11 protein-coding genes are annotated in these 16,323 nt (G+C 44.7%); 10 read left to right on the top strand and 1 reads right to left on the bottom strand.

Features of this window, described 5'->3' with window-relative positions; all coding sequences use genetic code 11:
- The first annotated feature begins 418 nt into the window (after positions 1-418).
- From BA1DRAFT_RS16150 to kdsB, 6 genes are all read left to right on the top strand, one after another.
- Positions 419-2,746: a ComEC family protein gene (locus BA1DRAFT_RS16150; RefSeq protein WP_051560822.1), complete on the top strand. Its 2,328-nt coding sequence runs from the start codon at positions 419-421 to the stop codon at positions 2,744-2,746.
- A 34-nt stretch (positions 2,747-2,780) separates the two neighbouring features.
- Positions 2,781-4,532, top strand: coding sequence for a lipid A ABC transporter ATP-binding protein/permease MsbA (gene msbA / locus BA1DRAFT_RS16145; RefSeq protein ID WP_036781198.1), 1,752 nt, complete (start codon positions 2,781-2,783; stop codon positions 4,530-4,532).
- Complete coding sequence (lpxK, locus tag BA1DRAFT_RS16140; protein ID WP_036781157.1) at positions 4,529-5,524, top strand: tetraacyldisaccharide 4'-kinase; 996 nt, start codon at positions 4,529-4,531, stop codon at positions 5,522-5,524. The genes msbA and lpxK overlap by 4 nt, the downstream gene beginning before the upstream one ends.
- A gap of 395 nt (positions 5,525-5,919) precedes the next feature.
- Positions 5,920-6,135, top strand: coding sequence for a cold-shock protein (locus BA1DRAFT_RS16135; protein WP_036781154.1), 216 nt, complete (start codon positions 5,920-5,922; stop codon positions 6,133-6,135).
- A gap of 389 nt (positions 6,136-6,524) precedes the next feature.
- Positions 6,525-6,704 (top strand): Trm112 family protein, encoded by a 180-nt coding sequence (locus BA1DRAFT_RS16130; protein WP_036781152.1) that lies wholly within the window; start codon positions 6,525-6,527, stop codon positions 6,702-6,704.
- Positions 6,705-6,707: 3 nt separating this feature from the next.
- On the top strand, positions 6,708-7,460 hold the full coding sequence (kdsB, locus tag BA1DRAFT_RS16125) for a 3-deoxy-manno-octulosonate cytidylyltransferase (RefSeq protein ID WP_036781150.1): 753 nt from the start codon (positions 6,708-6,710) through the stop codon (positions 7,458-7,460).
- Between the two features lie 134 nt (positions 7,461-7,594).
- Here kdsB and elyC read toward each other — a convergent pair whose 3' ends face one another.
- Positions 7,595-8,413, bottom strand: a complete 819-nt coding sequence (elyC, locus tag BA1DRAFT_RS16120; RefSeq protein ID WP_036781146.1) for an envelope biogenesis factor ElyC — start codon at positions 8,411-8,413, stop codon at positions 7,595-7,597.
- Positions 8,414-8,566: 153 nt separating this feature from the next.
- Here elyC and cmoM point away from each other — a divergent pair, with 153 nt between their 5' ends.
- Genes cmoM through mukB form a run of 4 tightly spaced genes read left to right on the top strand, consistent with a single transcriptional unit; the run spans position 8,567 to position 15,827 of the window.
- Complete coding sequence (cmoM, locus tag BA1DRAFT_RS16115; RefSeq protein WP_036781144.1) at positions 8,567-9,346, top strand: tRNA uridine 5-oxyacetic acid(34) methyltransferase CmoM; 780 nt, start codon at positions 8,567-8,569, stop codon at positions 9,344-9,346.
- A 10-nt stretch (positions 9,347-9,356) separates the two neighbouring features.
- Positions 9,357-10,679, top strand: a complete 1,323-nt coding sequence (gene mukF, locus BA1DRAFT_RS16110) for a chromosome partition protein MukF (RefSeq protein WP_036781141.1) — start codon at positions 9,357-9,359, stop codon at positions 10,677-10,679.
- Positions 10,660-11,382, top strand: a complete 723-nt coding sequence (gene mukE, locus BA1DRAFT_RS16105; RefSeq protein WP_036781139.1) for a chromosome partition protein MukE — start codon at positions 10,660-10,662, stop codon at positions 11,380-11,382. The genes mukF and mukE overlap by 20 nt, the downstream gene beginning before the upstream one ends.
- The gene (gene mukB / locus BA1DRAFT_RS16100) at positions 11,379-15,827 is read left to right on the top strand and encodes a chromosome partition protein MukB (protein WP_036781136.1); all 4,449 of its coding nucleotides are present in this window, start codon (positions 11,379-11,381) and stop codon (positions 15,825-15,827) included. The genes mukE and mukB overlap by 4 nt, the downstream gene beginning before the upstream one ends.
- The last annotated feature ends 496 nt before the right edge of the window (positions 15,828-16,323 follow it).

Below are 16,323 nucleotides of genomic sequence, written 5' to 3'. Positions count from 1 at the left end.
GTTTTACATATGGTTAGGTTGATTGCTCTATTAATTCATAGACTTGGTTAATAATTTCAAAAATGAATTTAATATTTAATTATAATAATAAGTGGATAATGTAACTTCTTGTGAGTTCATAATAACTTATAATGTTTATTTATGTCTGTAATGAGGATTACAGACAAAACCTTACGAAATATTTTATTTGATATCAGTATAGCAATATTGGATTTGCGACCAATATATAACATTTGTTAAGTAATGAGTAGGTGGGGGTTTTCTGTATTTGCGAAGCTGTTCGCATATATTTTTGAAAAGATTGCTAGCCTGAAATTAATCTGCGAAGGTGTTTGATAATTTTTCTTATGCTTCTGGCGGCATTGTAAAAAATAAGGAATACTCTGCTGGAAAAATAAAAGGGTAAGGATGAATAAGGATGTGGTTTTCAGTTTTGACAAACAAGATAACGAAAAATTGGAAACAACCTATACCAATCATTAGCGTGAATCAGGCTGCAATAGCTATTATTATCGGTATTGTACCCTTGCTTTTTCTACCGGAGTTACCACGGAAATGGCAGATTATTACATTGCTATTACTGGCGCTATTCTGTTTATTCTTGCCATTTTGTCTTTGCCGGATGATTTCAATTTCATTACTGGCATTTCTTATTGGGTGCTGGCAGGGAAATCATCTGCTCGAACAGATAATCTATTTTAGTGAGAAAGTGCATTTATCTCGAGTTATTATTGAAAGCTTATCATTAGATAATGAAGAGCAAGGCAGGATTATTCTGCGTATTATTGAGAATGAAAACAGAGTTGTTTTTCCGCCACTGTATGTTTCCGCTTCTTGGGATATTTCGCCCGAATCTCTGTGTGCTGGTCAAGAATGGCTGTTGAAAATGAAATTGCGACCGGTTCATAGTCAGCTAAATCAGGGGGGATATGATAGCCAGCGTAGGGCATTGGCTATCCGTCAGCCTTTAACAGGGAAAGTCATTCATGCTGAATTAATTGATGGGGAATGTAACTTACGTCAGCGATTAGTCACTCATATTGCACCGGATATTCGTGAATTGAGGCATAGTGGTATTGCGATGGCATTAGCATTCGGAGAGCGTCGGTGGTTAAGTAGGGAGGATAATTTATTATTGCAACAAACAGGTACGGCTCACCTTATGGCTATTTCTGGGTTGCATATTACCGTTGCCAGTATGTTTGGTTGGTGGATGGCAAGATTATTACAACTCTTCTTTCCCGCGCACTGGATAGGGCACAGATTTCCATTGATTACTGGTTGGATAGTGGCAATAAATTATGTCTGGTTATCGGGTTGGGGCATTCCGGCTATTCGTGCATTACTGGGTTTAACGCTCTGGCTATATTTACGTTACAAAAATATTCTTTGTTTCCCTTGGCAGTGGGCATTGTGGACAGCCGCAATGATTCTCTTATTTGATCCCCTGACTGTGCTTTCTGATAGCTTCTGGCTCTCTTTCTTTGCTGTGATGGCGCTAATGTTCTGGTTCTTTTGGGCGCCGTTGATTGAGCCATTTCGTTATGGTTGGAAATGGCTATGGCTGCGAGGGTTATATATGCAGATGGGTATGATGCTGATGCTTATTCCTCTCCAGCTATTATTATTTCATGGTGTCAATTTTTCTGCTTTATTGGCTAACTTTTGGGCCGTGCCAATCATCTCTTTTATTACTGTTCCGTTGATTATGCTGGCATTAATAAGCAATTTTTGTTCCTTTATTCACGCTTTATTATGGCAATTAGTCGATTACTCTGTAACCTTCTCTTTAATTCCTTTGCCAGTTTTGCAACAGTCATGGAGTGAAACTGGCCGTTTTCCCTTCTTAATAACGTTTATTGGTTGGTTTGTTGTCATTATTTGGCGATTTGCTTGGTGGCAATCATATAAGTTACTGATTGCGATTTCTTTGGGGATAATGCTCTGCTATTTGAGGCGCAATGAAGAATATCTGTGGCGATTTTCTATGCTGGATGTTGGGCATGGCCTTGCGGTTATCATTGAAAAAGATGGCAAAGCGCTGATTTTTGATACCGGTAATCGTTGGGAAACCGGCAGTATGGCTGAAAGAGTGATTGTCCCTTATTTGCGTTGGCATCGATTAACGCCAGAGCAGATTATTATCAGTCATGATCATCTTGACCATACGGGCGGGTTAGAATTCTTACAACAAAAATATCCTAGTATTGCTGTGAGAAGTTCTTTAATCAATCAGCGACATCTTCCATGTATACGCGGTGAACAGTGGCGCTGGCAAGAGTTGAGCTTCCGTGTATTATGGCCGCCGGTAAGATCATTACACGCAGGTAATGACGAATCCTGTGTCATTCGGGTAGATGATGGCAAACATAGCTTACTTTTGACCGGAGATCTGGAAAAACAAGGGGAATACAAGCTATTGGGAATAGAAAAAGAGAATTTAAAATCGACCATATTGCAAGTTCCACATCATGGTAGTAATACGTCATCTACAGCCGCTTTTATTCATACCGTCTCACCACAATATGCACTGGCCTCTGTTGCACGTTATAGCCCGTGGCGACTCCCTTCGGTTAAGGTACAGCGACGTTATCGTAAAACCGGAGCAGAATGGCGTAGCACCGCGGTATCCGGGCAGATAACCGCTTATTTTTATGGCGATCATGTTGAAATGATGAGCTATAGGCAACAAATTATGTCACGTTGGTATCATCAGTGGTTTGGTATTCGTGGTGATCATGAGTAGAATAACCCGCTATTTCTTTTGTGTTGGTAACTCAATAATGAATGATAAAGACCTTTCTACCTGGCAGACGTTTCGCCGACTATGGCCAATTATCTCTCCGTTTAGGATTGGGCTGATAGTTGCTGCGGTTGCACTGATCCTTAATGCTGCCGGTGATACGTTAATGCTTTCATTGCTTAAGCCTTTACTTGATGAAGGTTTCGGCAAAGCAAGCAGTGATGTACTGAAATGGATGCCGCTGATTGTGATTGCTTTAATGATTATGCGAGGGCTATCCGGGTTTGTATCAAGTTATTGTATCTCTTGGGTCTCCGGTAAAGTGGTGATGCAGATGCGTCGCCATCTGTTCAGCCATATGATGGGGATGCCGGTATCATTTTTTGATCAGCAATCTACAGGGACTCTGCTTTCCCGTATCACTTATGATTCTGAACAGGTGGCCTCCTCCTCTTCCAGTGCACTGATTACCGTGGTCAGGGAAGGGGCATCCATTATCGGCCTGTTTGTTTTGATGTTTTACTATAGCTGGCAATTATCTCTGATCCTGATTGTGATTGCGCCGATCGTGTCATTAGTGATTCGCGTGGTATCGAAACGATTTCGTGATATCAGTAAAAATATGCAGAACAGCATGGGGCAAGTCACTGCCAGTGCTGAGCAGATGTTAAAAGGGCATAAAGAAGTGCTCATTTTCGGCGGGCAGAAAGTAGAGACTGAGCGCTTTAATAAAGTCAGTAACCATATGCGTCAACAAGGCATGAAGATGGTTTCTGCTTCCTCAATTTCTGATCCAATTATTCAGCTTATTGCTTCATTTGCTTTGGCTTTTGTTCTCTATGCGGCAAGTTTTCCGGAGATTATGGACACACTGACTGCGGGTAAAATTACCGTGGTATTCTCATCAATGATTGCGCTGATGCGTCCGTTAAAATCTTTGACGAATGTTAATGCGCAATTCCAGCGGGGCATGGCGGCCTGTCAGACTCTGTTTGCTATTCTGGATATGGAACAGGAAAAAGATGATGGCAAATTGGAGCTTAAAAAAGCGGACGGTAATATTGAATTCCGTAATGTGACTTTTTGCTACCCGACCAAGGAACTGCCGGCGCTACAAAACATTTCTATGCATATCCCGGCGGGTAAAATTGTCGCTTTAGTTGGGCGTTCCGGTTCGGGTAAATCCACAATAGCGAATTTGCTGACCCGTTTTTATGATGTCAATGAAGGTAGTATTCTGCTTGATGACCATGATTTACGGGAATATACGCTCTCTTCTTTGCGTGGACAGGTTGCTCTGGTATCGCAGAATGTGCATTTATTTAATGACACGGTAGCGAATAATATTGCTTATGCCAGTGAAAACCAATATAGCCGTGAAGAGATTGAGAGGGCGGCTGAGATGGCTTACGCAATGGATTTTATCAGGAAGTTGGATAATGGCCTGGATACCATGATCGGTGAAAATGGCGTATTGCTTTCCGGTGGTCAGCGTCAGCGTATTGCTATCGCGCGTGCCTTATTGCGTGATTCTCCGGTGCTGATTCTTGATGAGGCAACTTCGGCGTTGGATACGGAATCTGAACGGGCAATTCAGGCGGCATTGGATGAATTGCAGAAAAATAGAACCTCGCTGGTTATTGCACATCGTCTTTCAACCATTGAAAAAGCGGATGAAATTCTGGTGATTGAAGATGGGCATATTGTTGAACGAGGTAATCACCTCTCTTTGCTGGAGCAACAAAATGGTGTTTACTCACAACTACATCGGATGCAATTTGGGCAATGATTGAGCGCATATGGTCAGGCCGTTCATGGCTTTATTTACTGTTATTACCTTTTTCAGCCCTTTATGGGCTGATAAGTGGCTTACGGTGGTTAAGTTATAAAACAGGCTTGAGTCAATCTTGGAAAGCGCCTGTGCCTGTTGTGGTCGTGGGTAATCTAACTGCCGGTGGTAATGGTAAAACGCCGGTGGTTATCTGGCTGGTGGAGCAGTTGCAGCAAAAAGGTTGCCGGGTTGGTGTTGTTTCCCGTGGTTATGGGGGGAAAGCAGAAAATTATCCTCTGTTGGTGACTGAAAATGTCACCACGGCTCAGGCCGGTGATGAACCGGTATTAATTCATCGTCGAACAGCCGCACCTGTGGCAGTTGCCCCAAGACGGGTTGAAGCAGTGAAAGCATTACTGGCAGATACGCCATTGGATATTATCGTCACTGATGATGGTTTACAGCACTATGCTTTGCAGCGAGATTTTGAAATTGCGGTTATTGATGGTGTGCGCCGTTTTGGCAATGGTTGGTGGCTTCCGGCTGGTCCAATGCGTGAATTATCTGGGCGATTGAATCGGGTTAATGCCATTATTACCAACGGTGGTTCCCCTCAGTCAGGAGAATTATCGATGACATTAGCTGGCGAATTAGCTGTGAATATGGTTAGCGGTGAAAAACGCGCGGTGAATCTGATACCTCACGCTGTTGCTATGGCTGGAATCGGGCATCCACCACGGTTTTTTGCGACCTTGCAACAGTTAGGCGCTGACCTGCAAAAGGAGTATGCATTTGCCGACCATCAACAGTACACACAAGATCAATTGTGCCATCTGGCTGATACAAACCAGAATTTACTGATGACAGAAAAGGATGCGGTTAAGTGTTTTAGTTTTGCTCAGCCAAATTGGTGGTATTTACCGGTAGATGCTCGGTTTCCTCAGGAAAAGGGAGAGATAATGTTGAACAAGATCTGTTCGTTATTGGAGATGAATAAAAATATTAAGTAAATTTAATGTTTTAATCAAAGCGGCCTCTAACCCGATGATAGTTAACAGGGAGACTCTCTTCTGCTCCCTACCAAAATGGTTCCCACCTTGCCAACAATTCGTACAATTTCAGTAATTTTTCAGATTTATTTGATTTTTCGCCATTGTTAACTGATATTAAAACTATCCATTAAGGATAAACGACTATTGTGTATTCTTGGTTCAGACATGTACGATTCTGGTAGGATATCCGCTCGTATCTGTTACTTAAACGATGCACTACTCGAATGAAATGTATTTCAAGGTCAAGGTATTGAAACTGAGATGAGGTTCTATTCGAAAATTGAATAAAGGGTAAAAAGACATCAAAAACAATATATTAAATTATTGTGAGATGGACAAATGGGGGAGTTATTATGACATTACAATTAAAGATGGGTAGAGTGAAATGGTTTGATGAGCATAAAGGATATGGTTTTATTTCTCCACAGGATGGGGGACAAGACATATTCGTCAATAGAAAAGCGATTGCTAATACAAAAAACAAGTCACTTACAGAAGGGCAGGATGTAGAATTTTCAATTATTCGTAAAGGTTATGATTTAACCGCAGCAGATGTGATAGCATTCTGAAACCCTATCAAAATCAAGCTATTTTATTGCCATTCTTTAAGTGGTAAAGAGGAAGCATTGAACCATATGCAAACAAAGGTAATCGTTTTTTTAAACGGACCTTTGGTAAAACCCGGAGGGTAGCGAAGTGAGTCATTTTTGACAACGACGCTTACTCTCCGGTTTTTTGTTTGCTGTTTATATTGATGATTTATTGGCAATTAGGGTTTGCGCCAATTACGCCTACCGAGATGGTTTTGGGCTTTCACCAGCTTGCCTGATTTTTCAGTGGATAGTGTTGGGAAAGGGATCGAAAGATCAAATAACAAGAGTTAACGATGATGCCAAGCTTATGTTATTCTGGGTCGCACTAAGTTGCACTAAATTAAAGCTCCATAATTGGAGGATGTATGGATCATCGTTTACTTGAAATTATTGCCTGTCCTGTATGTAACGGAAAACTCAGCTACGATAAAGAGAATTGTGAACTCATCTGTAAGTTGGATCGACTTGCGTTTCCTGTACGTGATGGTATTCCCGTCCTGTTAGATAACGAAGCCCGTGAATTACCTCTGGATGAGGAAAAATAAGGCATGTTCACCGTTATTATTCCAGCTCGCTTTGCTTCAACCCGTTTACCCGGTAAACCTTTGGCTGATATTCACGGCAAGCCAATGATTGTTCGTGTTATGGAACGGGCCAAGCGTTCAGGTGCTAAACGCGTCATTGTGGCAACAGATAATCATGATGTTGTTGATGCAGTTGTGGCTGCCGGTGGTGAGGCTTGCTTGACCAACGAAAATCATCATTCAGGCACCGAACGGTTAGCTGAGGTTATCGACAAATATCAATTTGCCGATGATGAAATTATCGTTAATGTTCAGGGTGATGAACCACTGATTCCCGAAGAGATTATTAAACAGGTTGCAGAGAATTTGGCGGGCTGCAAAGCGGGAATGGCAACGTTGGCCGTGCAGATTCATGATGCAGAGGAAGCTTTTAATCCTAATGCAGTGAAAGTCGTTATGGATAAACAGGGTTATGCGCTCTATTTCTCCAGAGCAACCATTCCCTGGGAGCGTGACCGTTTTATACAATCACGGGAAACGATTGGGGATAATTTCCTGCGTCATATTGGTATTTATGCCTATCGCGCGGGTTTTATCCGTCGCTATGTGCAGTGGGAGCCAAGCCCGTTGGAGCAAATTGAAATGCTGGAACAACTGCGGGTACTTTGGTACGGTGAGAAAATTCATGTGGGAATTGCATTAAAAGCGCCGGCAGTGGGTGTTGATACCCCGGAAGATCTGATCGCAGTCAGAAAAATGTTTATTGAGACTGATTAGTAGTTTGAATTTATTTTTGGATTAACGAAAGCGCGTCATTTTATTGCTGTTTATTTCTATGTTGTTTATTTCTATATTGTTTCTATTGCGCTTTCGTTTCTCCATCATTTTGACTTCAAGAAGTAGCTTTAGGATTATTTCGGTTGAGAATGCTCTGATTTTTGTGGCTGTTCCAAATCTTTCGACGGTTTAATGCGTTGCCAGAGCGTGCCTAAAGTTTCATACCATACCCGCTCTGAATGAGACAGATAGTAAGCTGAGGGCAGATATTTTTCCCAAGGATGTAATGGTGAAGTGATCGCTAATTGGTTAGCCGGGCCGGGAATCGGGTTTAACCCATGCTGTTGAAAAAAAGTTATCGCTCGCTGCATATGATTGGCGGAAGTCACTAAAATAAAGGGTTGTTTACCAATCAGTTTCTCAACCTCATTGGCTTCTTGCTCAGTATCCATTGGTTTTGTCAGTGCGATCGTATCTTCTGCGGGTACGCCGAGCGATTGGGCTACGGCAGCGGCGACTTCAGCGCTGCTTTTAACATTTGCCCCTTTACCACCGGTAAAGACCATTTTAGAGCCGGGGTTCAGGCGATATAAGCGAATACCTTCTGTCACTCGTGGCAAGCTGTTGTTAAGTAAGTTTGAACTAGGTGCCCAATTTGGGTTATAAGTGAAGCCGCCACCAAGAACGACGATGTAATCAACCAGTGGATTGATGTGACTGGGATCAGATGTGGCGCTTTTAGCATAAACCGATTCCAGTGGTAACAGCAGCTTATCGGCAACAGGTTGTAAACTTAGTAAAAGTAGCGTGAGCCAACTGAGTGTCAGAATCGTTTTACCTGTTTTTTGCCAACGGGTAAACCACAGCAGTAATAAAGCAGCAAGTGAAATTAGCAATATTAATGGCAGAGGCATTACCATTGCGCCGAGGTATTTTTTAAATAAAAATTGCATTTATTTACCTTAATTTGGTTGAATTATAGCCATGTGGTTCACAGTTTGTCGTCAAAAGTGGTTATATCAACGAATGCTGTGCGAAAATAGCAGTTAGCGTAATGAAATCTCAACAGATAAATCAGATCTATTCCATTAGTGAGGCAGCTTTTCATGCGGGATCGCAATTTCGATGATATTGCAGACAAATTCTCTCGTAATATTTACGGCACAACCAAAGGTAAAATCAGGCAAGCCGTTGTCTGGCAGGATATCAGCGAATTACTGGCTCAATTACCTCAGCGTTCACTGCGTATTTTAGATGCGGGTGGTGGTGAGGGAAATATGGCATGCCAATTAGCTGCATTGGGTCATCAAGTGATATTGTGTGATTTATCAGAAGAGATGATCCAGCGGGCAAGGCTGGTCGCGGAAGAGAAAGGGGTCAGCCAAAATATGCAATTTATACAAAGCCCGGTACAGGAAATTAGCCAATATATAGAGCAGCCAGTAGATTTGGTATTATTTCATGCAGTGCTGGAATGGATTACCGAACAGAAATATGTAATAGAAGTGCTAATGAATATCATTAATCCGGGTGGCGCTCTGTCTTTAATGTTTTACAATGCCAATGGCTTAGTAATGCGTAATGCTATTTTAGGTAATTTTCATTTGGCGACGCCCAATATACAACGTCGCAGAAAACGTTCATTATCGCCTCAGAATCCATTGGCGCCGGAACAGGTATATCAATGGCTTGATGAATTAAATATGACGATTACCGGCAAAACAGGCGTGCGTGTTTTTCACGATTATTTGCAAAATCGCCAATTACAGAGCGAAAACTTCCCGGCGTTGCTGGAATTGGAACAGCGTTATTGCCGACAGGAGCCTTATATCAGCTTGGGGCGCTACATTCATGTCATGGCACGCAAGCCCGCTTTAACAGTTTAAAGGACAAATTATGAGTGAATATTCCCAGACTGTCCCGGAACTGGTGTCTTGGGCCAGGAAAAACGATTTTTCCATCTCCTTGCCCGCAGAAAGGTTGGCTTTTCTGATGGCCATTGCGGTGTTGAACAGCGAGCGTCTGGATGGCGAGATGAGCGAAGGGGAGCTGGTTGATGCCTTTCGTGAAGTTTGCAAAGGATTTGAGCAGACCACAGAATCTGTCGCTGTGCGGGCCAACAATGCCATCAATGATATGGTGCGTCAGAAAATTCTTAACCGTTTTACCAGTGAATTAGCCGAGAGCAATGCAATTTATCGCTTAACCCCGCTTGGGATGGGTATCAGTGACTACTATATTCGTCAGCGGGAATTTTCTACCTTACGTCTTTCGATGCAACTTTCGGTAGTGGCGAGTGAGTTGCACCGGGCTGCGGAAGCGGCAGAAGAAGGGGGAGATGAATTTCACTGGCACCGTAATGTTTTTGCGCCGCTGAAATATTCTGTCGCAGAAATCTTCGACAGCATCGACATGTCTCAGCGCGTAATGGACGAGCAGCAAAGCTCGGTGAAAGAAGATATTGCGGCGTTGCTGAATCAAGATTGGCAAGCAGCGATTGCCAATTGTGAGCAACTGTTATCTGAAACATCAGGTACGTTGCGGGAACTCCAGGACACACTAGAAGCGGCCGGAGATAAACTACAGGCTAATTTGCTGCGTATTCAGGAAGCCAACATGGATAGTGGAGGATCAGAGCTGGTTGATAAACTGGTATTTGATCTGCAAAGCAAACTGGACCGTATTATCAGTTGGGGTCAGCAGGCGATTGATTTATGGATTGGCTATGATCGTCACGTTCACAAATTTATCCGTACTGCGATTGATATGGATAAAAACCGGATTTTCTCTCAGCGCTTACGTCAATCAGTTCAACACTATTTTGATAATCCGTGGTCCCTCACCATTGCTAACGCCGAACGTTTGCTCGATATGCGGGACGAAGAATTGACGTTACGTAATGAAGAGGTGACGGGTGAACTGCCATTAGAACTGGAATATGAAGAATTCAGTGAAATAAACGAACAGCTGGCAGAAATGATTGAAAAAGCGCTGTTGATATATCGACAGGAACAGCGCCCACTGGATTTAGGTGCAGTGTTAAGGGATTACCTTGTTCAGCATCCGCTTTCTCGTCACTTTGATGTGGCGCGTATTTTGGTGGATCAGGCTGTACGATTGGGTGTGGCAGAAGCGGATTTCTCTGGGTTGCCAGCGGAATGGTTAGCGATTAATGATTACGGAGCCAAGGTACAGGCACATGTCATCGACACATATTGAACAATTTATGTCAGTTAAACTGGCACAGGCGTTAGCCAATTCACTTTTCCCGGAACTGGATAGCCAACTTCGTGCGGGTCGTCATATCGGGATAGATGATCTTGATAATCATGCTTATCTGATGGATTTTCAGGAGCAATTGGAGGAATTTTACGCCCGCTATAATGTGGAGTTGATCCGTGCGCCAGAAGGTTTCTTCTATCTGCGTCCCCGTTCAACGACCTTGATCCCGCGCTCGGTATTATCTGAGCTGGATATGATGGTAGGAAAAATTCTCTGTTATCTCTATCTCAGCCCGGAACGCCTGGCTAATCAGGGGATTTTTACGGCTCAAGAGCTGTACGAAGAGCTGATCTCACTGGCCGATGAGGGCAAGTTGATGAAGTTTGTCAACCAGCGCTCCTCCGGTTCCGATTTGGATAAACAGAAATTGCAGGAAAAAGTGCGCACGACACTGAACCGTCTGCGTCGTCTGGGTATGGTCTATATCCTGCCAAATGACAGTAATAAATTTACCATTACTGAGGCGGTATTCCGTTTTGGTGCGGATGTACGCAGTGGCGACGATCCTCGTGAAGTCCAACTGAGGATGATCCGTGACGGTGAAGCAATGCCGGTTGAAGGCGGCTTGTCGCTTGATGATAGTGAAAATGATGAAACACCGGATAACTCAGCAGAAGATGCGGGAGATGAACAACCATGATTGAACGCGGTAAATTTCGTTCACTGACGCTGGTTAACTGGAATGGTTTTTTTGCCAGAACATTTGATCTTGATGAATTAGTCACAACCTTATCAGGCGGTAATGGGGCGGGTAAATCTACCACGATGGCGGCTTTTGTCACCGCGCTGATCCCTGATTTAACCTTGTTGCATTTCCGTAACACCACCGAAGCCGGTGCCACTTCCGGTTCTCGTGATAAAGGTTTGCACGGCAAATTGCGGGCGGGGGTCTGTTACTCAACACTGGATGTGATTAACTCTCGGCATCAGCGAGTCATTGTTGGGGTGAGGTTGCAACAGGTTGCGGGGCGTGACCGTAAAGTTGATATCAAAGCTTTTATGATCCAAGGCTTGCCAACCGCGATCCAGCCGACTCAATTACTGACTGAAAATGTCGGTGAAAGACAAGCGCGTGTATTGCCATTGAATGAACTGAAAGATCGCCTTGATGAAATGGAAGGCGTGCAGTTCAAACAATTTAACTCCATTACCGATTATCATGCGCTGATGTTTGATTTGGGTGTGATACCCAAACGCCTGCGTTCAGCGAGTGATCGCAGTAAATTCTATCGTCTGATCGAAGCTTCCCTGTACGGGGGTATCTCCAGCGCCATTACCCGTTCCCTGCGTGATTACCTGTTGCCGGAAAACAGCGGTGTTCGCAAGGCATTTCAGGATATGGAAGCGGCGCTGCGTGAAAACCGAATAACACTGGAAGCTATCCGGGTAACTCAATCTGATCGCGATCTATTCAAACATTTGATCACCGAAGCAACTTCTTACGTTTCCGCTGATTATATGCGCCATGCCAATGAGCGGCGTACCTATCTGGATCAAGCATTGGCATTACGTGGAGAACTGTTTGGCAGCCATAGGCAATTGGCAACCGAGCAGTATCGCCATGTAGAGATAGCGCGGGAGCTGACTGAGCAAAATGGCGCCTCTGACGATTTAGAAACGGATTATCAGGCCGCTAGTGACCACCTGAATCTGGTGCAAACCGCCATGCGTCAGCAGGAAAAAATTGATCGTTATCAGGGGGATCTGGAAGAACTTTCTTATCGTCTGGAAGAACAAACTGAGGTTGTTGAAGAAGCTGCGGAAATTCAATCTGAATATGAAGCCAGAGCGGAAGCGGCAGAACAGGAAGTCGATGAGCTGAAAAGCCAGTTGGCGGATTACCAGCAGGCGCTGGATGTTCAGCAAACTCGTGCTATTCAGTATCAACAGGCGCTACAAGCGCTGGAACGTGCTCGTGAGCTTTGTCGGCTACCGGATCTTGCCGCTGATAATGCAGAAACATGGCTGGAAACTTTTCAGGCTAAAGAGCAGCAGGCGACAGAAGCCCTGTTGGCATTGGAACAGAAATTGAGTGTTGCTGATGCGGCACATAATCAGTTCGAACAAGCGTATCAATTAGTCAAAAGTATGGTTGGTGAAATCAGCCGTAGTGAAGCGTGGCAGAGCGCCCGGGAATTGCTGCGTGATTGGTCATCACAGCGACATTTGGCGGATCGAGTTCAGCCGTTACGCATGCAGTTGGCTGAATTGGAGCAGCGCCTGAACAACCAACAAAATGCAGAGCGTTTATTAAACGAATTTTGTAAACGTCAGGGGCAGCAATATCAGGCCGAAGATCTGGAAGGGTTACAGAATGAACTTGAAGCCCGTCAGGAAGCGCTAAGCCTAAGCGTTAATGAAAGCGGTGAACGCCGTATGGAGATGCGCCAGGCGCTTGAACAACTGAAACAGAAAATTCAGTCATTGACTGCTCGCGCTCCGGTCTGGTTGGCAGCGCAGGATACTTTGCATCAACTGTGCGAACAGAGCGGTGAAACACTGGCAAGCAGTAATGACGTGACTGAATATATGCAGCAGTTGCTTGAACGCGAGCGTGAAGCGACGGTAGAACGTGATGAAGTTGCGGCGCAAAAACGTGATCTGGAACAGCAGATTGAACGTCTCAGCCAACCAAGCGGTGCGGAAGATAGCCGGATGATTGCGTTAGCGGAACGTTTCGGCGGGGTTTTGCTGTCAGAGATTTATGACGATATCACCATTGATGATGCGCCGTACTTCTCCGCCCTGTATGGACCCGCGCGACATGGCATTGTGGTGCCCGATCTTTCCTTGGTGCGTCCACATCTTGAAACGCTGGAAGATTGCCCGGAAGATCTCTACTTAATTGAAGGTGATCCGCAATCCTTTGATGACAGCGTATTTAATGCTGAAGAGCAGACCAATGCGGTACTGGTCAAATCTTCCGACCGTCAATGGCGTTATTCTCGTTATCCTGAATTGCCGTTGTTTGGTCGCGCCGCTAGAGAAAATCGTTTAGAAGCCTTGAATCTGGAGCGCGACACTTTGGCGGAACGTTACGCCACGCTCTCTTTTGATGTGCAGAAAATCCAGCGTGCGCATCAGTCATTCAGTCAGTTTGTGGGTAAACACCTCTCTGTGGCATTTGATACCGATCCGGAAGCGGAAATCCGCGAACTGAGGCAGCGTCACACGGAACTGGAGCGTGAATTATCCCGGTTTGAAGAGCAGACCCAACAACAGCGCCAGCAATATACTCAGGCTAAAGAGAGCCTGACGACATTAAATCGCCTGATCCCTCAAGTTACGCTATTGCTGGATGAAACCTTAATCGATCGCGTAGAAGAAATACGTGAAGAATTGGATGAAGCGCAGGAAGCGGCCCATTTCCTGCAACAACATGGCTCGGCACTGGCGAAATTGGAGCCGATGGTTGCGGTTCTGCAAAGCGATCCACAGCAGCATGAACAGTTGCAGCAGGACTATGAAACCGCCAAACAGAGCCAACATCAGGCTAAACAACAGGCTTTTGCGCTGGTGGAGGTGGTACAGCGTCGTGCGCATTTTAGCTACAGCGATTCTGCCGGTATGCTCAACGAAAATGCGGATCTGAATGACAAACTGCGTCAGCGTCTGGAACACGCGGAATCGGACCGCAGTCGCGCCCGCGAACAGCTACGTCAACAGCAAGCGCAATATGCCCAATTTAACCAAGTGCTGGCATCGCTAAAAAGTTCTTACGAAACCAAACAGGATATGCTGAAAGAGCTGCATCAGGAGATGAAAGAAATCGGTGTTCAGGCGGATACGAATGCTGAAATGCGCGCCCGCGAGCGCCGAGATCGACTCCATGAAGCGCTCAGTACTAACCGTTCCAGAGTCAACCAACTTGAGAAGCAGATCGCTTTTTGCGAAGCGGAAATGGATAGCTTGCAGAAAAAACTGCGTAAATTGGAACGGGATTACTATCAAATCCGTGAGCAGGTGGTTTCTGCCAAGGCGGGTTGGTGTGCGGTGATGCGCATGGTGAAAGACAATGGCGTTGAGCGTCGTCTGCATCGCCGTGAACTGGCGTATATGGAGGGTGGCGCATTACGTTCCATGTCGGATAAGGCATTGGGTGCGTTGCGTCTGGCGGTGTCCGATAACGAACATCTACGTGATGCGTTGCGTTTGTCAGAAGATCCCAAACGGCCTGAACGTAAAGTACAGTTCTTTATTGCCGTTTATCAGCACCTGCGTGAACGTATTCGTCAAGATATTATCCGTACTGACGATCCGGTTGATGCCATTGAACAGATGGAAATTGAACTGGCCCGTTTGACGGAAGAGCTGACCGCCCGCGAGCAAAAACTCGCCATCAGTTCAAAAAGTGTGGCGAATATTATCCGCAAAACCATTCAACGTGAGCAGAACCGCATCCGCATGCTAAACCAAGGGCTGCAAGCTGTTTCCTTCGGACAGGTTCGTGGTGTGCGGTTGAATGTCAACGTGCGTGAAAGCCATGCAATATTGCTGGATGTGTTGTCTGAGCAGCAAGAACAGCATCAGGATCTCTTTAACAGCCAACGATTAACCTTCTCGGAAGCAATGGCAAAACTTTATCAGCGCCTGAATCCGCAAGTAGATATGGGGCAGCGCTTGCCGCAAACCATAGGTGAAGAATTGCTGGATTACCGTAACTACTTGGAACTGGATGTTGAAGTTAACCGCGGATCGGATGGCTGGCTGAAAGCAGAGAGTGGGGCGCTGTCTACCGGTGAAGCGATCGGTACCGGCATGTCGATATTGGTGATGGTGGTGCAGAGTTGGGAAGAAGAATCCCGCCGTTTGCGTGGTAAAGATATTTCCCCTTGCCGGTTATTATTCCTTGATGAAGCGGCGCGTCTGGATGCTAAATCTATCGCTACTTTGTTTGAATTATGTGAACGCCTGCAAATGCAGTTAATTATCGCCGCCCCGGAAAATATCAGCCCTGAAAAAGGGACCACTTATAAACTGGTACGTAAAGTGTTTAAAAACCACGAACATGTGCATGTGGTAGGGCTGCGAGGATTTGGACAGGATGCACCGGCAACCCAATTGATTTCAGATGCTACTGCTTAATCAAATGGATGACTTGCGATAGTCATAAAAATAAAGAGAATGCGCCACGGATGGCAAAATAGATAGTCTAGCTTAAGATTGTACCGTTATTTTTCGCTTATTAGATTCGGTATTATTAATACGAGAAATGTAGTGGTCTAATAAACCCAAAAAAATCAATCAATTTAAAACCACCTTAATTGTCATAATTATCGAGCCAATCACGGTATAGCGGTGTCAGTGGGCAAGCACACGGCACCATTTCAAAAAAACATTAAGGAGAAGCCTATGGCGAAACTTATTTATGGGGGTACCTCACAATGCAAACAAAGGAGACCTCTCTTTCAAAGTTTGACTATCCAAATTTAGAGCAGGAAATTACGGCAATCTTTGAAGATGATTCATTACCGACGTATTCACCTGTGTAGCGAGCCGCGTAAATTGAAAAAGCGCGTCATTTAAATTGATAAAATTTCCGCGCCGCGCTTTTTATCAAAACATGTGGTTTATTGAGGTC

Origin of the sequence: Photorhabdus aegyptia (assembly GCF_000612035.1) — a bacterium.
In the GTDB taxonomy this organism is placed as follows: domain Bacteria; phylum Pseudomonadota; class Gammaproteobacteria; order Enterobacterales; family Enterobacteriaceae; genus Photorhabdus; species Photorhabdus akhurstii.
The sequence above is the reverse complement of the archived record's forward strand: the minus strand, read 5'-3'. Positions and strand labels throughout refer to the sequence as shown.